We start from the raw sequence: 22,269 nt of genomic DNA, 5'->3' as shown, positions 1-22,269 counted from the left end.
AAAAGAGCCATTTGGCTCTTTTTTATTAATTACCTTAAAACGTATACTCCACCATTAAATTACCACCCGCATCTTTATCATCGCTGATGCTGTCTTTTTTACCCCAAATACCTAGTTTAACCGAGGTTTTGTCATTGTATCTATGTTTCCAATCGGCTTCGACAATATCCAAATCTTGCTTGGATGGAAAAGCTGAATTAATCACTTGATTAGACTGATTCACTTTGGCGTTGGCGTATTTTAACCCGAACTGGTTGTTAGCGTTAATATTACCTGATAGCCCCACACTAATGATTTCACCATCCCCACCAATCGGATGACCTAGCGGCAAGCCCTTTTGATAATAACCATCTTTATAAATGCTATGGGTGTAAATAGTATTGGTTTTATCCAAATCATAGTAAGTATTCGCCCATTCTGCGTGCCACAACCAAGGTTGCTGAAACAGCGGGATCGTACCTTTTATCCCCCCCAAATAAGCATGTTTACTTGGCAAACCACCTGCTTCATCTTCTCCAATAAATTCACCATACACACTCACCGGCAAATTCACCAAGGGTTTTAAATTCAGCTGTGCATCAATTCCTGCGATTTGGTTTGAAGGATCTTCATCTTCGCCGCCATTATCATATTTGCCGATTAAAGCCTTACCTAAAGACTTTAGGCTTTCGGACTTATTATCCCCCCCCCACATCAATGAACGCGATGCGCCGATTTGAAACGCTTCATGCGGCTGAAAACTCGCTCGCATGCCAATCAATTTAGTGTGAGGCTCTGCCTTATAGTCTTGTAATTGACCGGCAGTAATCTGGTAATTAAAATTACCCAGTTTTGATAATACAGGAAAATTAATAGGGGTATTATTGGCGCGCTGCATTAGAAAGCCCGTGACAGGTTTAGCCGCATCACTGCGAATTAAACTGCCATTAACCCCGTTGCCCCACCATACAGGAATACTACCAAAGGCAAGGCGATGATTGCCTAATTTGGTACCGATGTAGCTGCCATCCAGATTAGATAACTTGCTAGGCTCATCATCATCAACATTTAAGGTGCCTTGAATTTTATAATCAATGTTATCACCTGCATAGCTATGAGAAAAACTAACACCCAAAGGCGTCACCGTATTGCCTTCGGTATTAAAACCGCTAAACACAGCCCGCTCGTCACCATTGACATTGCTTACTATTTGTAGCTTAGATACATCGTTGGCTGCAAGCTTTTGTTTAACTTGATTCAATAACAGTTTATCATTGTCTGATTTGGGCTGCGCTTGACTCAAGGCTGTCTCTATGGCTTCTGAACTAATCGGCCATGTTGATATATCAACATTTAGAACGCCATTGATTTTTAAAATCTCAAGTGTTTGACGTAGCTCACTATCAATTTGAACTAATTGACCTGCATGACTTAATTGCGAAAGTCCAAGTAGCACACCCAATGAGAGATATTTAACCGTTTTATTTTTCATACAAGGCTCACAGTTTATGTGTTGGCATTAAATAGAGTGGTTAGTACATCAACAGTGGTATTAGCAATCGTTTGCATTTCATTTGTTGTCAATGTCGGGTGTATTAAAAACATCAAGCTGGTTTCCCCTAATTCTTTAGCAACTGTCAATCGCGCGTTGGGACGTGATGGATGGTTGTCAAATGCTTTTTCTAAATAAATTTCTGAACAAGAGCCAGAGAAACAAGGAATTTTTTTCTCATTAAGCGCATTTAAAATACTATCTCGATTGATATTCTCTGGCAAGTTTTCAGGTCTGACATACACATAGTATTTATAATACGCATGGACAGAATCGCCACCCATGACTTGGTGAAATTCTATATCTGGTATGCGTAAAAATTGTTGCCCACCTGCAAACTGTGTTAGAGCTTCACGCAAAATTTTGGCATTTTGTGTACGAATCTTGGTCCACTCGGCCATTTTTTTAAGCTGAATACGACCAATCACCGCTTGCATTTCCATCATGCGCCAATTGGTGCCAAAGCTGTCATGTAACCAGCGAAAACCCGGTGGATGTTGTTTATGATAAATACTATCGTAGTTTTTACCGTGGTCTTTATACTCCCACATTTTTTGCCATAATGCTTTGTCATTGGTGGTGACCATGCCCCCTTCGCCGCCTGTGGTCATGATTTTATCTTGACAAAAACTCCAAGCACCAACGTGACCAATACTGCCCACTGGTTTACCTTTGTACTTGGCGCCATGCGCTTGGGCACAGTCTTCGATGACCCATAGGTTATGCTGCTTGGCAAGTGCCATAATCTCATCCATATCGCAAGGCCAGCCAGCTAGATGCACGCAAATGATGGCTTTGGTCTTGTCGGTAATATGTGGGGCAATCGTACGCGCTGAGATATTGCCGGTATCAGCTTCGACATCTGCAAATACCGGCGTCGCGCCAGTATTGACAACCGTTGAGACACTGGCGATAAAACTACGGGGCGTGACAATCACTTCGTCACCCTCGCCAATACCCATGGCTTGTAACGCAACATCGAGTGCCAATGTGCCATTTGCCAGCGCGACTGCGTAGTCTGTCCCTGCCCATGCGGCAAATTCTTTTTCAAACTCTCGACATTCTGTGCCCGTCCAGTAGTTGACTTTATTAGACAATAGCACCTGTGACACGGCATCGGCTTCTTCTTGGGTAAAGCTAGGCCAGGGTGAAAATTGGGTGTTTAGCATGATTTATCACTTAAGTAATTCGTAAACTTTTAGGGTTTTTTCAGTCATAACTTCACTTGTAAAGTTGTGTAAAGCATGTTCTTGACCTGATTTAGCAATTTTGATTCTTTTGTCAGACTCATTAACTAAAACACTTAGCAATTTACTAAGTTCATTAATATCTTCATTTTTAAATATATATCCAGTAATATCATTTTTTATTTGATCGAGAGCTCCTTCAGTATTACTTCTTACTACACAACAGCCTGATAGCATTGCTTCAATAACGACTAATCCAAAACCTTCTAATCTTGAAGGTAGGACATGTATATCTAGGATTTCATAAATTTCTTTTGGATCTTGAAATGGAATAAAACTAAATATTTCCTCTAGCTTCAAGAACGAGATATGCTCTTTTAAGGAATTTATATATCCTGCCTCACCATCTCCCAAAAATATTACATGAATTTTTGAAAGGACTTTTTCCTCTATTTTTGATATAGCTTTAATAAGTAAGTCTTGCCCTTTTCTTTCGTCAATGCTACCTACTAACCCTATATATATTTTTTCAATCGGGAGACCATATTTAATAATTTCTTTACGATAAGGTTTATCTCTATCAATATAGAATCTACTTGAAATACCATTAAAAATTAAATGTAATTCACTATCTTGGTAATTATATTTTTTCTTTACAAAATTATAAACTTCTGTACTTATGGCAATTTCATAATCTGCACGAATATCAAATATCGACATATTCATTGAATTCAAATGAAATGTTCTAATAAATTTATAACCTAGTATTTTAGGTATAAAAGAAAGCACAGGCGTATGAACGTGAATAATGTCAAACCGTTCATCCTTAAATACTTTTCTGCACTGGTTTACACTATTTAACATTTTATACATATAATTAAATTTTTTATTCGAATTTTTTGGGAAATCTATTCGTATATATTTGACACCAAGATCTAATAATTGCTTAAATAATTTTTTATTTGGCTTTGAATTTTCATATTGTACGCCAGCAGTTAAGATATATACATCATGTCCTTTCTTAATCAATTGTTCAGATAGATCAATAAGGTGTGTAGAAACTCCACCTAAATAGAATATACGACATAACATGCAGATTTTCATAATAACTCACTTATTTATTTAAAATTCTTGCTGGATTACCAACTACAGTCACACCTGCTGGCACATCTTTAGTCACAACTGCACCCATGCCAACGATAGCGCCTTTACCAATTATTAATGGCTTATCTGGTGTACCTTGACGTAACACAGCGCCTGTTCCAATATAAGCATGGTCTTCGATATGTACATTACCATTGCAATTAACGCGTGGCGCAAAAGTAACAAAATCACCAATCACACAATCATGGGCAATATAACTATAAATATTGGCATGAAAACCTTTTCCAATTTTGATATTAGAAGTCAGGTGAACAAAACCACAAATAATACTACCTTCACCCATAGTGATATTGTGATATTGTAAAGCATTATTAGCTATCACATTAATAATTTCAATATTATCTTGTACAAGTTTGGCATTGAGTTTTTCACGGACATGGCTATTAGCGATTGCAATGGTTATGCACTTTTTAGTTGCAGAGTGTTGCAAAAACTGTTGATAATTTAATACTTTATAATCATCAAGCTTGTCAAGCTTGTCGCCATCATCAACATACACGAAATTTTCTTGGTTGAGTTGCGGGTATTGTTGTCTAACTAATGGCATGACTTCTTTGCCAAAACCGCTTGCACCATAGATACCAATTAATTGTGACATCGTCAAATCACCCGTGTACCTGTAAATTTTGTCATCGTTGCTTCACCCTCGGCACTGATACCGTCTTTGATAATGACTTTTTTAACGGTTTTTAGCAAGATTTTCATATCCAACCACAATGATTGATGCTCAACATACCATGTATCAAGCTTGAACTTATCTTCCCAACTCAAACTATTGCGACCATTGACTTGGGCATAACCTGTCACCCCTGGACGCACGTTGTGACGTTTGGCTTGTTCGGCGTTATATAAAGGTAAATATTCTATGAGTAAAGGTCTAGGGCCAACCAAACTCATATCTCCTTTCAGCACATTCCACAGTTCGGGCAACTCATCAAGGCTACTGGCACGTAGTTTTTTACCAAATTCTGTCAAGCGTTCGCTATCTGGCAGCGCGTTACCTTCTTTATCCGTCGCATCTTTCATGGTGCGAAATTTAATCATTTCAAATGGCTTGCCATATAAACCTGGACGAGTTTGACGAAATAGCACAGGTGAGCCCAGTTCTTTTTTGACTTTATGAGCAGTAATCGCAAGTACAGGCGATAGTAGCACAAGGGCAGACGCAGAAGCGACAATATCAAAGGTACGTTTTAGCATTTATACTCCTAAAATTTTTAGTAGTCGCTCATTGACTTTACGAGCATTAAATTTTTCTTGGGCTATTTTATAACTTTGTTCACCCATTACTTGAATTTGCTCTGGATTTTCGATGAAATAAATCATTTTCGCGGATAAGGCTTGCGGATTCCACTTTGGCACCAGAAAACCATTAACCCCATCAACCACTGTCTCTCGGCAACCAGGCACATCAGTGGTGATGATGGCACGCCCGACTGCCATCGCTTCTTGGGTACTGCGTGGCACACCTTCGCGGTAGTATGACGGCAATACAAAAACATGGCTATTAGCTATCCATTCAGACACATTATTCACCTGCCCCGGATATTCTATAATATTCGATTGGACTAATTCATCTAATTGAAATTTTGTCATTGCCCCGTGTGCGTGTTCATCAATACCACCTAACACTGTGAAAATAGCATTTGGATAGATTTTTTTCACAAGTTTAGCAGCTTCGACAAAATCAAAAATTCCTTTTTCTCGTATCAATCGAGCAATAAATAAAAATCTTGTTTGAGATTCCAAACTAATCGGCTGATATGGATATTCTTTTAGATTCAAGCCAATGCCACCCAAAACCTCAATTTTTTTAACACCAATGTGGTGTGATTTTAATAAATCAATCGGGTCATCTGGGTTAAGAAAGATTACTTTATCGGCTAATGGCAATGCCAGTTTAAATAGAGCGACTTGCACTCGTTGTACGATTTTGGCTTTTCTTGAGTAGCCATTTGGTTGCTCGGTAAAGGCAAAGCCTAAGCCTTCTATCATAGCGATTTTTTTAGGTACTTTGGCAAGTTTGGCAGCGAGTGTGCCATAGATGACAGGTTTGATAAAATAGCTAAGGACGATATCGGGCTGAATTTTTTTGATTTTTTTATAAAGACTTATCGTGTTAGATAAATCTTCATAAGGATTAAGACCGCCACGACTCAGTTTATAAAATACAGGGATCGCACCTAATAATGAAATTTTAGTAAGTTCTTTTTCATCACTATCTGAAGTGAAGGCGTAAACTTTACAGCCTCTATCAATTAAAGATAAAATTAAATCTTTACGAAAGGTGTAAAGACTAGAGGCAACAGTACCAATAATAATAATTTTCATTTAATCCCTTGTTGTCGTTTCAAATTCAAGATATAAAAAAAGCTGATGTAAATAGCAAGATAATTATACATACGTAGTCTTACGGCTGTACCTAAATTGTCATTACCAATTAACCAGACACTTCCATAAAATACAAAAAATATTAACAAAAATCGTATAAAACTATCTGCCATTTTAATATTTTTAATTACATATTTCAGCATAATAAAAAAAGGGAAAGTTTCTATCAAAAGCAAAATCATAGCTAAAGGGTTGGTAATATATAAGCCAAAAAGCTGTCCTAATGTACTTAGAATAAAATTAGGGATAAACATTACGGGATTAGAGAAGTCTAAACCTAATGTGGAGCCAGCCTGAGCTTCCTCAAAACCAGAACGATATTCTGTTAAGCTATCAAGAACGCCAATATAATTAGCTATGAACAATGCAACAAAATATAAAATAGCAAATAAAAAAATACGTTTTTTTGTGAGCTTAATTTTCCATAAAACTAAAGCCAGTAAAAATGCATAACCTAGATAAGGACGCAAAGCCAACAAAAAAAACCCTATTAAAATAGCAAGGATATAAAAATAAGAAAAGGAAATAAAATTCGAACGACTTAAACATTTTTTCACAATTAAGCACCCTACCAAAAAGGAGAGCACCATAAACTCATCACGGTAAATATCGAATGTAAAGAAAAAAAGTGTAGGATAGATTAGACATACTAGAACACTATAAAGGTAATACTTCTGACTGTTTTGGAAATTAAGACCAGACAATTTAGCCACTAAAAAAGGAATTATAAATAAATTTGTAAACAAAAATAAATACGAAATTCCATCACGAGAATAGAAGCCAAAATCATTAAGAAACCTCAAAATTACTGGCCAAAAATTTACTGCCAAATCAATATAACCTAAAGCATAGTCATGATAATAATTTGCGTCGCTACCACCACCCAACTTTAAAGAGATATAATCATTTTTTATTAAAAAATAAAAAAAAACCTTTAAAAAAACCAAGTAAACAATACACAAAAACAAAGCTTTATTTGATACTCTTTTTAAAATATTATTCATCATATAGATATATCCATTTTTCAATTATTTTTTCTAATGAAAAATTTTTCTCTATATGACATAAGTTTTTTATAATATTCTTATTTTTTTCTTCTTGAGAGAGGGTTAAGGCATAATACATTTTTTCTGCTAATACATTTGAGTTTGATGGAGGTATTAAGAATTGCTCATTATTTAAAACTTCAGCAACTCCTCCACAATCTGTAGCAACGACTAAAGTCTTACATGCCATCGCCTCAGCAACAACTAAGCCAAATCCTTCGTACTTAGATGATAATACAAATAAATCTGCAGCACTCATTAAATCTGGGATATCATTGCGTCTTCCTAATAAATGAATGTCTTGCTTTAAACCCAATTCATCAATAATTTTTTCAATTTCTGAACGTAGTTCCCCATCCCCGGCAATAATTAATTTAATATCTCCAAGACTCTTATTTTTTAAAGTTTTAAAAGCGTGCAATAAATTTGGATAATCCTTCTGGTCACTAAAACGTCCTACTGCTAGAATCAAATAAGAATTTGTATTTATATTAAGTTCATTCAGAATTTTATTTTTGGCTTCTGAGTTATAAAAAAACCTACTCAGATCTATTCCATTATATGTTGTGATGATATCTGAGTGTGGCACTGCTTTTTTTTTGATAAATGCTTGTACTGCTTCATTACTAACATTAGTAGTTAGATCAGCTATATTATGTGTAAACCTGTACGCAAGCATTCTCATTCCCCCACCTTCATCACTATTATGCGCAGTACAAATAAGTTTCTTTATAGAGGTAGTGATGCGAACAAGGCGCGTAAAAATATTAGCATGTACCATATGTGAATGAACAACATCTGGTTCAAAATTTTTAATTATTTTAGAAAGTTTAATATAAGCAAGAGGAAACAACAGCAAACTATTTAAATTAATTTTAATTAATTCAATTTCTTGGTAATGTGGCTTTGTTAAAATATCTCCAGTTAGATAAGCAATTTTAACATCATTCCCTTTTTCATACATTTTATTTGCTAAATCACAAACAACTCGCTCTGCGCCACCTTGGCCTAGTCCAGTAATCACATATAGTATTTTCATAAACTACTCTATTTAATAATACTTAACCATTGTTTCAATATAGAGTTGACAGAATATCTAACACTATTTTTAACGGCATTTGATGACATTTGTTCATACTTAATATTAGATAAGTTTATTAACTCTAATAATGAATTAATCAGTCCATTTATATTTTCTGGCGCTACTAAAAGTCCACTTATATTATGGTCAATAATTTCTGCAGGCCCAGTATCACAATCAAATGCAACAATTGGTAAACCATAACTTTGCGCTTCTAACAAAGCCATTGGCAGTCCTTCAAAACGCGAGCTCATACAAAAAAATGAAGCCTGTCGATAAAATTGATCCATATTTTTTTGTTGTCCTGCGAATACAATTGAATCTTCTACCGCAAAGTCTTTTGCCATTTGTTTTAGCATTAACTCGTCTTCACCAGAACCCACAATGACAATTTTCCAATCAGGTACTTGCTGAGCAACTCTAGCCCAAGCAGTAATAAGCAGATCAAACCCTTTTTGATACGTTAAGCGGCCTACACACAGAATCGTTTTATAGTTTAAAGATGGTATATTTTCCTGTACTTTAAATGGGCTGGGATTTGCGATAGGCATAATTTTCGCTTTAACATTCTTAATACCCTGCTCCCAAATCTCTTTATCTCTTTTAGTTAGAGTAACTACATAATCACAATATTTAGCAGCCCATTTACGACCAATATCTCGATACTTCACCCCGAGATTAACATTAAAATTAAAATGCTCCCAACAAATATGTTTGATCTTTAAACCAAATAATGCAGGTATAGTAAAAACACAAGAAATACTATCTACGACTACCAAAGTATCTATCTGATGCTGTGTAACAAACTGACGAATACGCCATACAGAGCCAAAAAAGTTTTTTTTGAATGAAATTTTTTCGGGATAAAGTGAATATGTTTTAATACTCGGCACTAGCTCAAAAAAAGGCTGCTTTCCATCCGCAAGACTTAAAATAGATACTTGGTATTTTTTTTCAGCTAATGCATTGGCAATCAGCGTTGTTACTCTTTCGGTACCACCTGAGTTATTTAAATTACCAATAAGGAAACAAATTTTTTTCATTTTATCTTAATCCACGTAATTTATTAACTAGTCTCAAACCTGTAACGCCCCCATATAATAAAAAGTTATGAGATACTTTTAAACATGGTTTTAATTGTTTATTATTTTTTTTTAGTGATTTTTTAAATTTATACCATTCATCATAAGAGTAATTGACGGGGTAATTTTTTAAACAAAAATCTAAATAACCTCCTATAATAGGAATAACAGCATAATATAATTGTTCTTCTCCAGATTCTATTAGATGAAGATATTTATGGATAATATATATATATGAATTTGTTGTATTGATTATATTAAATTTAGAGCTTGATTTAGATAAACTTATATTTGAATATCGATAATAATAAATCTCCTCATCTAAATAGTATATAAAATTCGCTTTTAATAAGACAAGAGGTAATGCATATACATCTTCGCAATTTCTTAACATTGAAAAATCTAATCCATCGATTAAATCTCTTTTTATCACTCTAGTACAAAAACTCCAGAAAGATTGTTCATAAATTTTCTGTTTGAGTTTACTATCTAGATTATGCATTCCACTTGAAATAGGAAACTTAGACATTCTTAATGACTGCTCAATATCTTTTTCAAATCTATTAATATGGAATTGAACTATGTCGGGTAACTCATTAATTAAGACATTACTTATTTTTTGAATATAATCTTTCCTAATAATATCATCAGGATCTATTGAGACTATATATTTGCCTTTAGATTGCTGTGTGGCAAAGGTTCTAACATAACCTACACCCATATTTTTTTCAAATGAAAAAACCTTATAATTAGCACTGAAAGTACTTGAATTAACAAAATTTTGAACGACTATTAATGAACTATCTTCACTAGAATCATTTACAATAATAACTTCAATTGATTTATTTAATTGTAAGTCTATGCTTTTTAGACATTCAAGTACATACTGCTCTGCATTGTATAAAGCTATAATAATACTTAATACCATAAAATTTATACCTTTAAAGTACAATTAGGATGAGTACCTGATAAATAAATTTTTATCATAATAAACACCAATTCAAATTCTCTATTAATTAAGCTTTCCCTTAGTCTGTAAGCAAAATTTTTAAAATTTACCATTGCTGGATAATGTCTAAACAAAAGTGCAAAACTTATAAGTAGTTCTTTTCGCTTATAGTAACTTATCTTACCATGCAATGACATATTATGAATTAAATAAGATTTAGATGTAATAGTAATGTCATTATAAGCTTTAATATATTTTATTTCCCAAAAAAGACTAAAATCCACTCCATAAAGAGAAAAATTTTCATTAAATAACATTTTTGAATTATCTCGAAAAATCTTTAATAATTTTTGAGAAATAATCAATCCTGAACCAATTGAGAATATTTCTGATTTATTAACTGGCATTAAAGTTAAGCTTTTGTGAATTATTTTCCAATCAACTAAGGGGTAGAAAAGATCAAATTTTTCGTTATAAATTTTAGGTAATTCTAAATCAAACTCTTCTATATCAAAAACTCTATGTAAATAATTTTCAGATAACTCTGAATCATCATCCAATATAACAAATCTATCATTATCAACATAATCATTTAAAAACTCGTTATAGATCTTACTTAGCGGTCTATTTGAAATAGATTGTTGGAAATCAATTACTAAATTCTTTGGATACTGATCAGAGTCAATTTTTTTAACTTCCAAAGGCCCATTATTTACTATTCGACAAATTGCTTTTTCATTACGTTGTCTTATTAATTTAATCAACGTTTTCAAGCTCAAAGAATCCAAGAGCTCTTTATTATAAATAACTATTAAAAAACATACTTTCATTTTTAAGACCACTTAATACATAATTAGAAGGCTAAAAAATTTTTTTCAATTTATTAAAGCTTGTGAGAACTAGGTTTTCTCTTAATACCATAAGTAAAACTATATAAAACAAAAAATATATACTGGATTTTACAATAAAGCTTAAAATTACATTTTCAAAAGTATCCATTGTTGTAATATAAAAAAATAATATAAATAAAAGTAAGTTAATAAATACTATTTTAAATAGATTTATATCCAAAAGCTTGTTTTTAGCTTCTTTAAGTAATCCTAGCTTTAGTGTCGCTAACACTAAAAGAACCGCTCCTAACAACTCAGAAATCACTTGAGATATCGCTGCCCCATTATGAGCATAATGAGAAATCATATAATAGTTAATTGCAACACTCGCTATCGCAGATAATGCAACTATGTAGGAATATACTTTTTCATAATCTCGAATATATAACACCAAAAAAGCAAAAAAATAAGCACATGCGACTAATACGCATACAGGTGATAAAATCTTTATGGTTAAAACAGCAGGGTAAAACTGTCTTCCTGCCATTAAACTAATAATATCTTGAGCAAAGATAAATAAATAAATCGCACACGGTAAAGAAATAAGCACTAAAACATTAAATGTTTTATGCAGTAACTCATAATAAGATTCTCTATCATTTTCCCAATAATTGGTCAATCTAGGTAGCATTACTACGCCAACCGTAGTAATTATTACTAATACAAGTCGTACTAACTTATTAGCAGCCGCATAATACCCAACGTATTTATCTCCCGCCAGTAGCCCTAATAAAAAAGTGTCTATCTGCAAATATAGACTAATAGATATAGAGGCTAAAAACATGGCTAATGAAGGTTTTATATGTCTTATCAAATTCAAATCACTAAACTTAATTTTTTTAAAGTCTATATAAGATCTTGCTTTTATCAAATTAAATAAGTTCCCACCAACTGTATTAATAACAACGATAATTGCATAATATAAATAATCTGATTCATCTTTAACCAAAAGAAAAATTAATGCTAATGTAATAAATCTAATAACTAGCGTTCTGATAGTAATATACAGTTGGTCTTCAATCCCTTGAAAAAACCATTCTAAACCTATATTTGTCAATAAGATCATTGAACTCATTATAATTATCAATAATTTATAGTCGGCAAATAGAGGTAAATTTAATAATATCCCAAATAAAACTAAATAGGACACTAAACTTGTACACAATAGAATAATAAATATTTCGCAAATAACTTTTGATAACTCTAAAGCATTATCCCTTACCCTTGCGACTAATTTTAACCCATAGATAGGAATACCTAATCCAGAAAATAAAATAAAGTAACTTATAATCGCATTTATATATTCAATTTTACCAAGATAAACTGGACCAACTACTCGGTTAATATAAGGCATTGTTATCAAGCCAATTAAAATGCTTGAGGTCAACCTTAGCATATTTAAAATATAATTAACCTTCACGCTACGGATTTTCATATGCTTTGATTAACCAGACCCTAAATAAGTTTGCTAAATTTCTCAGCTTGAGCATCTTTTTCACTAATGATTAGTTTAACTGAATCATCTATTTGCCAATCAATCGCTAATTCCTTATCATTCCACACAATCGCCCCTTCACAATCTTTGGCATAATAATCCGTGGTTTTATACAAAAACTGGGTATTATCCTCTAGTGCCACAAACCCATGTGCAAAACCTTCCGGTATCCAAAATTGCTTATGATTGTCACCGCTTAGCTCCACCCCTACCCATTGTCCATAGGTTGGTGAGTCTTTACGAATATCTACGGCAACATCCCATGCTTTACCTTGAACCACGCGTACAAGTTTGCCTTGTGCATGGGGTGGGACTTGGAAATGCAGCCCACGTAACACGCCTTTTTTTGACATTGAGTGATTATCTTGTACAAATTTTGGCACGGGTAACCCACGCTCTGTCAAAGCTTCGGCAAATTTTTGCTCATTAAAACTTTCCATAAACCAGCCACGTTCATCGCTGAATACTTTCGGTTCAATGATTAATAAGCCATGGATTTTGGTTTCGATAATATTCATTGCTATCTCTAATTTTTTGTAGATTTTTCTTGATACAGCTTTAGCAAATATTGCCCGTATCCTGTTTTTTTGAAAAATTCACCACGCTCTTTTAGCTCATCTACAGTAATCCAACCATTATTAAAGGCGATTTCTTCAAGACAAGCCACCTTAAGACCTTGGCGATGTTCAATGGTTTGCACAAACTGGCTGGCTTCAATCAAAGAATCATGTGTGCCTGTATCGAGCCAAGCAAAGCCGCGACCTAACAGCTCAACATTAAGCCCACCTTGTTGCAAATACACATTATTAACATCGGTGATTTCTAACTCACCACGGTGCGAAGGTTTGATATTTTTGGCGATCTCAACTACTCGGTTATCATAGAAGTACAGTCCTGTTACCGCATAATTGGACTTAGGCTTTTCAGGTTTTTCTTCAATGCTTAACGCTTTACCTGAGTTATCAAATTCCACCACGCCAAAGCGTTCTGGGTCATTGACATAATAACCAAAAACCGTTGCGCCTACTTGTTGTGCACTCGCACGTTTTAATTTTTCACTAAAACCTTGACCGTAATAGATATTATCACCCAAAATTAAACACACATCATCATCGCCGATAAACTCTTCACCCAAAATAAAGGCTTGTGCTAAACCATCGGGCGAAGGTTGTACTTTGTAAGATAATTTGACCCCAATTTCTTTGCCATCACCCAGTAATTTTTCAAAATTTGGTAAATCTTCGGGTGTTGAAATAATTAAGATATCATTGATACCTGCAAGCATTAACACAGATAATGGATAATAAATCATCGGTTTGTCATAGATTGGCAATAATTGCTTTGACGTACCCATGGTAATCGGGTACAACCGAGTACCTGACCCACCTGCCAAAATAATGCCTTTACGAGATTTTTGTGTCATTTTTATGCCTTCTCTAATAGTTCTATCACCGCCTGTTCAACGCCTTGTTGCCATTTGGGTAAGGATAGTTGAAAATTGGTCTGAATTTTTTGGTTGTTAAGTCGAGAGTTTAAGGGTCGTTTTGCGGGTGTGGGATAATTATCGGTGGTCGTTGGTAAAACCTCTTTTATCATTAAAGTTTCACCCTGTTTTTTGGCCAAATCAAAAATGAACTGGGCATATTCACACCAAGTCGTGACGCCTGTCGGTACAAGATGATAATGCCCTAGCAATTGTATTTTTTCTGCATCGTTTGCCAACAAATAATAGCGTAACGCTTGAGCGGTAACATCAGCAATTAATGATGCAGATGTCGGCGTACCAACTTGATCATTAATGATGGTTAACTGTTCTTTAGATTTTGCTAACATGAGCATAGTTTTGATAAAGTTTTTGCCGCGACTGGCATAAACCCATGAGGTACGAAAATTTAAAAACTTCACACCCGTTTTTTCAATAGCAATTTCGCCATCTCTTTTTGCTTGACCATAGCTATTGACTGGTGCGGTGCTATCATCTTCTTGCCACGCTCCATCACCTGTGCCGTCAAATACATAATCAGTTGAATAGTGCACGAGCAAAGCATTAATATGTTTACATTGTTCAGCCAAATTTTTAACGGCTAAATGATTGATTAAGTCATTTTGCAGTTGCTCACTTTTTGCTTTATCAACAGCGGTATAAGCCGTCGCATTTATAATAATATTGGGCTGTATGCGGGCAATTGTTTGACTGATTTGCTCAAAATTACTAACATCGCCACAATCACCTTGGTTATTGATATGACGGTCTAATGCAATCACCTCACCCAATGGCTGTAAAGCACGCTGTAGCTCCCAGCCGACTTGACCATTTTTACCTAGTAATAAGATTTTCATCTTCACTATCCTTTATATTGAATTTAATCTTACTATTGGTATTGTTTTTCGACCCAGTGTTGATACTCACCAGATTTTATATGATTAACCCAGCCTTGGTTTGCTAAATACCACTCAACTGTCTTTTGGATACCTGATTCAAAGGTTTCTTGCGGTTGCCAATTTAACTCCTTACTGATTTTTGAAGCATCGATTGCATATCGCAAATCATGTCCAGGTCGGTCTTTAACAAACGTGATTAACGACTCGTACTTTTCACCATCTTCACGGGGCTTCAAATTATCTAGAATTTGACAGATTTTTTTAACAACCTCAATATTCCGTTTTTCGTTATGGCCACCGATATTGTAAGTTTCACCAACTTTAGCAGTAGTAGCTACTAAATACAAGGCTCTGGCATGATCTTCAACATACAGCCAATCACGAATTTGTTTACCATCGCCATAGACAGGTAATGGTTTACCGTCTAAGGCATTTAAAATTACCAATGGAATCAATTTTTCAGGAAAGTGATAGGGACCATAATTATTGGAACAATTGGTTATCACAATCGGTAAACCATAAGTGCGATGCCACGCGCGTACAAGATGGTCAGAACTAGCTTTAGTAGCTGAATAAGGCGAGCTTGGACTATAAGACGTCTCTTCCGTAAACAAGTCTTCTGTACTTTCCAAATCGCCATACACCTCATCAGTAGAGATATGATGGAACTTAAAACGCGATTTTTTATCTTCTGTTAAATTTTGCCAATAATTTCGCGCAACCTCTAAAAGAGTATAAGTTCCGATAATATTAGTTTGAATAAAATCCATCGGCCCATCAATTGAGCGGTCAACGTGCGATTCAGCCGCTAAATGCATCACAATATCAGGTTCAAAGTCATCAAATGCCTTTGTCATTGCCACTTTATCACAGATGTCAGCATGTAAAAACTGATAGCGTGGATTGTTACTGATAGTTTCAAGAGATTCTAAGTTACCTGCATAGGTCAATTTATCAATATTTAAGACGTTATTATTGGTTTCATTGATTAAATAGCGAATTACCGCTGAACCAATAAACCCAGCACCGCCCGTAACTAAAATATTTTTATTTGTCATAAATTAAATCCATCATAAATTATTATTGCTTAGGCTTATACCCTTCTACATATTTAAAGAACTGCGCCCTAAGCCACTGAGTATTCTTGGTAGTGTTATTTTGGGTTTGTACTTCATTTATTACGTTTGTAATTTCATCAACACTATAAAAATGTTCTTTGGCTTTCATAATTAAAGGATGCTGCGTCTTCTCTATATTATCCCCATCAATAATCAGCTCTTCATACAGTTTTTCACCAGGTCGTAAACCCGCAATGACAATTTCAATATCACCATTCGGATTATGTTGGTCTTTTACTTTAAGTCCACTCAACGTAATCATACGTTTGGCCAAGTCCATAATCTTGACTGGCTCACCCATATCCAGCACAAATACCTCACCGCCTTGTGCCATTGCCCCTGCTTGGATAACCAACTGAGCTGCTTCAGGAATCGTCATGAAATACCTTGTCACGTCTGGATGCGTCAAGGTGATAGGCCCTCCTGCGGCAATTTGTTTATTAAACAGCGGTACGACAGAACCTGATGACCCTAATACATTACCAAATCTGACCATACTGATAGTGGTTTTTGATTGGTGTGCAGCCATCGCTTGACATGCCAACTCTGCCATGCGTTTGGTCGCACCCATAACATTGGTTGGTCGGACGGCTTTGTCAGTTGAGATGGCCACAAAAGTCTCCACACCCGCGCTGACTGCGCCTTGTAGCGTATTAAACGTACCGACAAAATTATTGATTACACCCTCGTATTCGTTGCTTTCGACGATAGGGACATGTTTATAAGCGGCTGCATGGTAGATGGTTTGAACGTCGTACTGGTTGCATAGCAGTTCAATAAGTTTTTGATTGGTAACACTGCCTAGATGCACATACAGCGGCGCCACCGCCGGTAGTTGTCGGTCTTGCTGAATATGTTTGGCAAGTTTTTGCAATTCACTGTGTATGGCATAAAGAGCATATTCAGATAACTCAAATAATACCAGTGCTTTGGGTTGCTGCTTTAAAATTTGGCGACATAATTCACTGCCGATTGAACCGCCCGCTCCTGTCACCATCACAACTTTATCTTTGATATTCTTGGCAAGCAGCGATGTGTCCGGTTTAACCGTATTGCGTTGTAGCACATCTAGCACATCAACCGGTTTAATATCTGATAATTTGATACGACCACTGGTGATTTCTTCCAAACTTGGAATTTCACTAATTTTAACTGGTACGTTTTCTAACTGCTTGACAATACGCTCTTGGATATGACGCTGATGGCTAGGTAATACAAAAAACACGTGATTAACCTCTAAGTCTGTGATTAAAGACTCAAGGTTATCTTTTGGATACACCTTAACCCCTAATACCCTAGCCCCAATAAAGTTATCATTGACATCGATAATCCCAACTATTTTAAATTGGTGCGTTTGATGCAGCACATGCATCAAATCTTTAGTGACGTGACCCACCCCGTAAATTAATACATTTTCTTTTTTTTGTGTGTAAAATTCAGGGTGTAATGTTCTTGAAATAATAAATTGCAAAACAATTCGGCTATTCCATATCCATAAATAAAACAAAAAAACATGGATAGCGGTCGCCGCTCTCGGAATCTCAGGGGTTACCCCTAAAAAAATCAGTATTTGACTAATTAACAAATAACCTAGCAAAACTAGCAGCGCCCAACGCATACGCTCATCTTGAAAAACTCGGATAACATGCGAGTAAAACTTAGTAACCGCTAAAAAGATAACAGGTAAAGCGGCAAGCAGCATAATTGACAAAAGATTGGTATGAAAGTCAAATTTTGCATAGCGTAGGGCAATCGCTAAAACCAACGTAATGATAGATGCAATATAATCTATCACCAGCAGACTCACTACCTTTAGCCAGCGAGGCTGTTCAATCGCATTGGATAATACGCCAACAGCTAAAGGCACTTTAGTAGTCTTAGTAGCTTTAGTAACATTAGCAGCGTTGGTTGTATTACTCATATAAAACCTAGTAGAAAATATGGCTATGATTGATTTTTATATCATTAGTTCTTTGATTTGTATTCATAACTATATTGCTCATTGTACTTGCCAATTATCGATTGTTTCGCATCATTGAAAATGATCCCTTCTACTATCACATTCGCACGCTGTAATCTTTCAATTGAATAATTGATTTGTCTTACAGTTGATATATCGTAACGTGCCACAAATAAGACTGAATCAACCAATTGCCCTATCGATAGTGCATCTGAAGTACCTAACACTGGAGAGGTATCAATAATAATATAGTCATAGAACTGACGATAAAAATTGAGTAATGCTTTCATTTTTTTACCTAGGAGCAATTCTGAAGCGTGGCTATTTCCTTTGCCTCTGGGTATAAAATGCAGATTTTTATATAGCGTGGTTTGAATCATATAGCTGCTATTAGCCGCATCAATCGTATCATCAACCAAATAATCGATCAATCCATTGATATTTGACAAATTAAATCGATCTTGTAGATGACCTAATCTAGTATCCGCGTCAATTAACAGTACACGTTTACCTGTCATCGCCATTGCCACGGCAAGGTTGGCGGCAATAAATGACTTACCAATACCAGGGCCTGCACCCGTCACTAACAACGTGTTGCCATCGGTTTTTGTTGCATTAAACAATAAATGAGTGCGAATGGATTTAAAACCTTCACTGACCATCCCCTCAGGTTCGATTTGCTCAACCAAAGGAATTTTAGTTGATTTACTTTTTAACAACCGCGTTAATCGAGGCGAATGAGGAATGACACCAATAACCGGAACATCAGTATTGTTCTCTAATTCTTCCAAATTTTTCACGCCCGCGAATAGCAATGACTTTAAGAAGGCCAGTCCGATGCCTAGCATTAACCCTAAAAGGGTCGCGATTAAAACAATTTGCGCTTTTTTAGGGGCAATTGGTATATAAGTGTTAATCGGTAAATCGATGATGCGTACATTGCCAAGCTGTCCAGATTTGACAATTTGAAGCTGCTCATAATTTTTGAGCATATTTAAATAAATCTCATTGCTAATCTTAACATCACTTGATAATTCCAAAAATTGCCGCTGAACCTCTGGAATACGCGTAATATTTTGTTTAAGTGCTTCTTCTTTGTCTCTTAGCTCCTGTATTTGCATGTTTAATTGCTTTAATACTGGGTATTCATCCGTGTAACGCTCGGATAATTCGGCTCGTTTTAGCTCAAGCTCACGCAGGTTGGTTTCAATCTCAGATCTTACTTTGACAGCCAATTCCGCTTCTTTATCAATATCAACTGTCGCATTTTGCTCACGGAAATTATTAAATTTTGCTTCCGCTTCGGCAAGTTTTGTTTTTAATTTAGGCAGTTGCTCTTGCATAAATGCCAGGGTTTTTGTCGTTTCCGCGCTACTTTTATCAAGATTTTGCATTTCATACATTTTAACGATGCGCGTTAATGTATGGGTGATTTCATCTTGATTAGCGCCTGTAAGTGAAGCGTCTAAAATGCCTGTTTGTTTACCTTTTTCAGCCACCGCAAGATTTGCTCTAAGGTTATCTATCGCCTTAGCCGGTGTAAGTTTACTCAAGTTATAAGAATAACCAGGTGCTAATGAAGTGACTTGAATATCTATATTACCCGCACTCGTTTTGAAACGCGATGCTGTTGCAACTTTACCGGTAAACTCAGCGCCATCAGGCGAAATCAGTTTAAAATTTTGGCTGTCAATTGCTGTCAACACGAAATTCTTGTTTTGATAAGCTAATGGTACATTAAATTCAGCTATCCAAAGCCCCACCTTTAAGTTACCCACACCATTGTCTGTATGACTAACTAGAACACTTTTCTTGGTAAGTAATTTGTCTAAAAAACTGTCTTTAAGTTGATTGACAGTTAAATCCAAATGCAATTGGTTAATGACAGGCCACAGAATCATGCGAGAATTGATGATTTCTACTTCCGTTTGTGCAGAACCATCTTGAGCGTTTAGAAGACCGGCAACATCCTCACCTAACGCAGAAACGCCTGAGGATTTTTTGTCAACTTGAATCAATGAGTTAGTTTTATAAATTGGCGTTGCCGATTGGGCATAATAGAGACCGCCTAATAAACCAAGTAACAGCATTGATAAAATTAATTTCCAATGATTTAATAGAACTGCGATTAACGCTCTTAAATCAATTTCATCATCATTCACTTTCTGATCCATGCTTACTCACTTGATGCTAAACTACGATAAAATACATTTTAATTGTTACAGAATAAATAAATCTTTCTTATAATTTCGAAAAACTCGCTAGCGTCAGAATTTACGCTAATTTATCCTTCCAACTTTCTACGGCTTTATTGAGCAATTCGCGGCTTTCATAAAATTTCTCAATATGCAGTTTATAAGGATCGGCTACATTTTCGTTTATCCAGTGACCAATCCGATATACTTTGCCACGTTGGCTTGAGTAATTTTGTTTCATCCAATTCTCTTGATCTTTGGACATACAGAGTACTAAATCAAAGGTTTGCATCAATTCTTTGGTAAGCTGCTGGGCGCGATGATTACGAATGTCAACATTCCATTCATCCATCACTTGAATGGCTTTGTCATCTGCCCCTTCGCCCACCAATGCACTTAATCCCGCTGATTTAACGATTAGATTGGGGTGTTGTTTCTGTAATAGCGCTTCACCGATAGGACTACGGCAGATATTACCGACGCATACCACTAAAATTTTTTTAAATGACATAATAAAAACCTAGCTATTAAAATTGTCTTACAACTCCAGGTAATGCCGCTGAAGGAAGGATTTGACTAAGAATACGATTCCAGCGTGTTAAACCAGTTGGGTCTACATACACCACATCACCCGGTTGCATTTTAAAGCGATTTGCTAAAGAAAAATTTGTTAGGGAAGTCATATCAACATAATAGATATTAGCATTATTCGACGAATTTTCACGTAATACGTAAACTTTTTTAGCATTTGCGGTAGTACCAATTAATCCATTCGCCTCCCCTATGACGCCCGCCAAACTGATACCGTTTTCAGGAATTTCAATATTACTGATTTTATTAAACTCGCCCATGACAGTAATTTTATTTTCAGTCAAATCACCGATTTTGATTGTATCACCATTACGAATTATCACTTGATTCGGAGAATACCCAGCATTTTGCAGTGACTTGAAACCAAAGTTATAGGTTCTTCCAGCTCTAATCAGCTGGATATTATTTGTATCAGATTTTTCACTCGTACCACCTGCCATACTGATAGCGGTATAAAGATTGATAGGCTGATCCGCAATGTCATATTGTCCAGGCGATTTTACTTGCCCATCAACATAAAATTTATTACCACGGTAGGAAAGTATACGAACTTGTGGATCTGGATGTTTAAGATAACGTGATAAACGAATAGTTAATTGACTAGTGAGTTCAGCTACTGTAAGCCCCTCTGTCTTTATTCGTCCTATCATTGGAAATTGAATATAACCGCTTTGATCAACTAAAAAGCCACTGCCGTAAATGCTATTACCTGCTGCTGAACTAGTACCGACAACTTCAGGATATCCCGGAAGATTAATTCCTAATACATCTCCCCTAGCAATACGATTATATACACCCCCGCCTCTTGTCAATGGAGGAAAAGAGACCGTTCTTTTAGCAAAAATATCAGGAGCGGGTATATTGTTTACACTTAACTCAGCCACATTAAATCGTATACCATTATCTGCAACAAATGAAACAGGTTGATCTGGCGTCATGACTTCTGGCAGTTTACCCGAATACATTCCACTAGTAATAGCGGTTTTAGAACTACAGGCGCTAATAGATATAACTAATAATAAAGGCGATAGTTTTATGAGCTTTGCTAACATGTGACAATCTCGTAAGATAAAAGGCTCGTAGGATAAAAGGCAAAATCTAACAGTAAACCAATAATAGTGCGTAATTGTAATCAAAGTTGAATGCTACACGCTTGTAAATTTTGTAAATTTAAGTAAGCAATATGACCGTCATCACCACTTAATTT

At 35.4% G+C, this 22,269-nt stretch carries 20 protein-coding genes; all 20 read right to left on the bottom strand.

The window, feature by feature from the left end; translation table 11 throughout:
* Positions 1-34 precede the first annotated feature (34 nt).
* The gene (locus RT034_RS09260; protein WP_313016096.1) at positions 35-1,471 is read right to left on the bottom strand and encodes a capsule assembly Wzi family protein; all 1,437 of its coding nucleotides are present in this window, start codon (positions 1,469-1,471) and stop codon (positions 35-37) included.
* 14 nt (positions 1,472-1,485) lie between these two features.
* Entirely contained in the window at positions 1,486-2,700 is a 1,215-nt protein-coding gene (locus RT034_RS09255; protein WP_313016095.1) for a DegT/DnrJ/EryC1/StrS family aminotransferase, read from the bottom strand.
* Between the two features lie 6 nt (positions 2,701-2,706).
* Entirely contained in the window at positions 2,707-3,822 is a 1,116-nt protein-coding gene (locus RT034_RS09250; protein ID WP_313016094.1) for a glycosyltransferase family 4 protein, read from the bottom strand.
* A 10-nt stretch (positions 3,823-3,832) separates the two neighbouring features.
* Positions 3,833-4,480: an acetyltransferase gene (locus RT034_RS09245; RefSeq protein WP_313016093.1), complete on the bottom strand. Its 648-nt coding sequence runs from the start codon at positions 4,478-4,480 to the stop codon at positions 3,833-3,835.
* Between the two features lie 2 nt (positions 4,481-4,482).
* On the bottom strand, positions 4,483-5,082 hold the full coding sequence (locus RT034_RS09240) for a sugar transferase (protein WP_313016092.1): 600 nt from the start codon (positions 5,080-5,082) through the stop codon (positions 4,483-4,485).
* Positions 5,083-6,213, bottom strand: a complete 1,131-nt coding sequence (locus tag RT034_RS09235) for a glycosyltransferase family 4 protein (protein ID WP_313016091.1) — start codon at positions 6,211-6,213, stop codon at positions 5,083-5,085.
* Positions 6,210-7,280, bottom strand: coding sequence for a hypothetical protein (locus RT034_RS09230; RefSeq protein ID WP_313016090.1), 1,071 nt, complete (start codon positions 7,278-7,280; stop codon positions 6,210-6,212). Before RT034_RS09230 ends, RT034_RS09235 begins: the two co-directional genes overlap by 4 nt.
* Positions 7,270-8,358 carry a glycosyltransferase gene (locus RT034_RS09225; protein ID WP_313016089.1) on the bottom strand — a complete coding sequence of 363 codons (1,089 nt, stop codon included), beginning with the start codon at positions 8,356-8,358 and terminating at the stop codon, positions 7,270-7,272. The genes RT034_RS09230 and RT034_RS09225 overlap by 11 nt, the downstream gene beginning before the upstream one ends.
* Positions 8,359-8,366: 8 nt before the next feature.
* Positions 8,367-9,443, bottom strand: a complete 1,077-nt coding sequence (locus RT034_RS09220; protein ID WP_248147459.1) for a glycosyltransferase family 4 protein — start codon at positions 9,441-9,443, stop codon at positions 8,367-8,369.
* A 1-nt stretch (position 9,444) separates the two neighbouring features.
* Positions 9,445-10,410, bottom strand: coding sequence for a glycosyltransferase family 2 protein (locus tag RT034_RS09215; protein ID WP_248147457.1), 966 nt, complete (start codon positions 10,408-10,410; stop codon positions 9,445-9,447).
* Between the two features lie 5 nt (positions 10,411-10,415).
* Positions 10,416-11,261, bottom strand: a complete 846-nt coding sequence (locus RT034_RS09210; RefSeq protein ID WP_313016088.1) for a glycosyltransferase family protein — start codon at positions 11,259-11,261, stop codon at positions 10,416-10,418.
* Positions 11,262-11,292: 31 nt separating this feature from the next.
* Positions 11,293-12,756, bottom strand: coding sequence for a flippase (locus tag RT034_RS09205; protein ID WP_313016087.1), 1,464 nt, complete (start codon positions 12,754-12,756; stop codon positions 11,293-11,295).
* 20 nt (positions 12,757-12,776) lie between these two features.
* A complete protein-coding gene (gene rfbC, locus RT034_RS09200) occupies positions 12,777-13,334 on the bottom strand; it encodes a dTDP-4-dehydrorhamnose 3,5-epimerase (protein WP_313016086.1) in 558 nt (185 codons plus the stop codon).
* A gap of 8 nt (positions 13,335-13,342) precedes the next feature.
* Entirely contained in the window at positions 13,343-14,239 is an 897-nt protein-coding gene (gene rfbA / locus RT034_RS09195; protein ID WP_313016085.1) for a glucose-1-phosphate thymidylyltransferase RfbA, read from the bottom strand.
* 2 nt (positions 14,240-14,241) lie between these two features.
* Positions 14,242-15,156: a dTDP-4-dehydrorhamnose reductase gene (rfbD, locus tag RT034_RS09190; RefSeq protein ID WP_313016084.1), complete on the bottom strand. Its 915-nt coding sequence runs from the start codon at positions 15,154-15,156 to the stop codon at positions 14,242-14,244.
* 32 nt (positions 15,157-15,188) lie between these two features.
* A complete protein-coding gene (gene rfbB, locus RT034_RS09185; RefSeq protein ID WP_313016083.1) occupies positions 15,189-16,256 on the bottom strand; it encodes a dTDP-glucose 4,6-dehydratase in 1,068 nt (355 codons plus the stop codon).
* A gap of 22 nt (positions 16,257-16,278) precedes the next feature.
* A complete protein-coding gene (locus RT034_RS09180) occupies positions 16,279-18,237 on the bottom strand; it encodes a polysaccharide biosynthesis protein (RefSeq protein WP_313016082.1) in 1,959 nt (652 codons plus the stop codon).
* Between the two features lie 44 nt (positions 18,238-18,281).
* Positions 18,282-20,450 (bottom strand): polysaccharide biosynthesis tyrosine autokinase, encoded by a 2,169-nt coding sequence (locus tag RT034_RS09175; protein ID WP_313016081.1) that lies wholly within the window; start codon positions 20,448-20,450, stop codon positions 18,282-18,284.
* A gap of 100 nt (positions 20,451-20,550) precedes the next feature.
* A complete protein-coding gene (locus RT034_RS09170) occupies positions 20,551-20,982 on the bottom strand; it encodes a low molecular weight protein-tyrosine-phosphatase (RefSeq protein ID WP_313016080.1) in 432 nt (143 codons plus the stop codon).
* Positions 20,983-20,998: 16 nt separating this feature from the next.
* Positions 20,999-22,114 carry a polysaccharide biosynthesis/export family protein gene (locus tag RT034_RS09165; protein ID WP_313016079.1) on the bottom strand — a complete coding sequence of 372 codons (1,116 nt, stop codon included), beginning with the start codon at positions 22,112-22,114 and terminating at the stop codon, positions 20,999-21,001.
* Between the last annotated feature and the right edge of the window lie 155 nt (positions 22,115-22,269).

Source organism: Moraxella sp. CTOTU48841 (assembly GCF_032061225.1).
GTDB classification, from domain to species: domain Bacteria; phylum Pseudomonadota; class Gammaproteobacteria; order Pseudomonadales; family Moraxellaceae; genus Faucicola; species Faucicola cinerea.
The sequence above is the reverse complement of the archived record's forward strand: the minus strand, read 5'-3'. Positions and strand labels throughout refer to the sequence as shown.

What these genes read in the sequence shown, in the direction of transcription:
- RT034_RS09260 (WP_313016096.1), bottom strand. Translation starts at nt 1,471, where the DNA reads ATGAAAAATAAAACGGTTAAATATCTCTCATTGGGTGTGCTACTTGGA.
- RT034_RS09255 (WP_313016095.1), bottom strand. Translation starts at nt 2,700, where the DNA reads ATGCTAAACACCCAATTTTCACCCTGGCCTAGCTTTACCCAAGAAGAA.
- RT034_RS09250 (WP_313016094.1), bottom strand. Translation starts at nt 3,822, where the DNA reads ATGAAAATCTGCATGTTATGTCGTATATTCTATTTAGGTGGAGTTTCT.
- RT034_RS09245 (WP_313016093.1), bottom strand. Translation starts at nt 4,480, where the DNA reads ATGTCACAATTAATTGGTATCTATGGTGCAAGCGGTTTTGGCAAAGAA.
- RT034_RS09240 (WP_313016092.1), bottom strand. Translation starts at nt 5,082, where the DNA reads ATGCTAAAACGTACCTTTGATATTGTCGCTTCTGCGTCTGCCCTTGTG.
- RT034_RS09235 (WP_313016091.1), bottom strand. Translation starts at nt 6,213, where the DNA reads ATGAAAATTATTATTATTGGTACTGTTGCCTCTAGTCTTTACACCTTT.
- RT034_RS09230 (WP_313016090.1), bottom strand. Translation starts at nt 7,280, where the DNA reads ATGATGAATAATATTTTAAAAAGAGTATCAAATAAAGCTTTGTTTTTG.
- RT034_RS09225 (WP_313016089.1), bottom strand. Translation starts at nt 8,358, where the DNA reads ATGAAAATACTATATGTGATTACTGGACTAGGCCAAGGTGGCGCAGAG.
- RT034_RS09220 (WP_248147459.1), bottom strand. Translation starts at nt 9,443, where the DNA reads ATGAAAAAAATTTGTTTCCTTATTGGTAATTTAAATAACTCAGGTGGT.
- RT034_RS09215 (WP_248147457.1), bottom strand. Translation starts at nt 10,410, where the DNA reads ATGGTATTAAGTATTATTATAGCTTTATACAATGCAGAGCAGTATGTA.
- RT034_RS09210 (WP_313016088.1), bottom strand. Translation starts at nt 11,261, where the DNA reads ATGAAAGTATGTTTTTTAATAGTTATTTATAATAAAGAGCTCTTGGAT.
- RT034_RS09205 (WP_313016087.1), bottom strand. Translation starts at nt 12,756, where the DNA reads ATGAAAATCCGTAGCGTGAAGGTTAATTATATTTTAAATATGCTAAGG.
- rfbC (WP_313016086.1), bottom strand. Translation starts at nt 13,334, where the DNA reads ATGAATATTATCGAAACCAAAATCCATGGCTTATTAATCATTGAACCG.
- rfbA (WP_313016085.1), bottom strand. Translation starts at nt 14,239, where the DNA reads ATGACACAAAAATCTCGTAAAGGCATTATTTTGGCAGGTGGGTCAGGT.
- rfbD (WP_313016084.1), bottom strand. Translation starts at nt 15,156, where the DNA reads ATGAAAATCTTATTACTAGGTAAAAATGGTCAAGTCGGCTGGGAGCTA.
- rfbB (WP_313016083.1), bottom strand. Translation starts at nt 16,256, where the DNA reads ATGACAAATAAAAATATTTTAGTTACGGGCGGTGCTGGGTTTATTGGT.
- RT034_RS09180 (WP_313016082.1), bottom strand. Translation starts at nt 18,237, where the DNA reads ATGAGTAATACAACCAACGCTGCTAATGTTACTAAAGCTACTAAGACT.
- RT034_RS09175 (WP_313016081.1), bottom strand. Translation starts at nt 20,450, where the DNA reads ATGGATCAGAAAGTGAATGATGATGAAATTGATTTAAGAGCGTTAATC.
- RT034_RS09170 (WP_313016080.1), bottom strand. Translation starts at nt 20,982, where the DNA reads ATGTCATTTAAAAAAATTTTAGTGGTATGCGTCGGTAATATCTGCCGT.
- RT034_RS09165 (WP_313016079.1), bottom strand. Translation starts at nt 22,114, where the DNA reads ATGTTAGCAAAGCTCATAAAACTATCGCCTTTATTATTAGTTATATCT.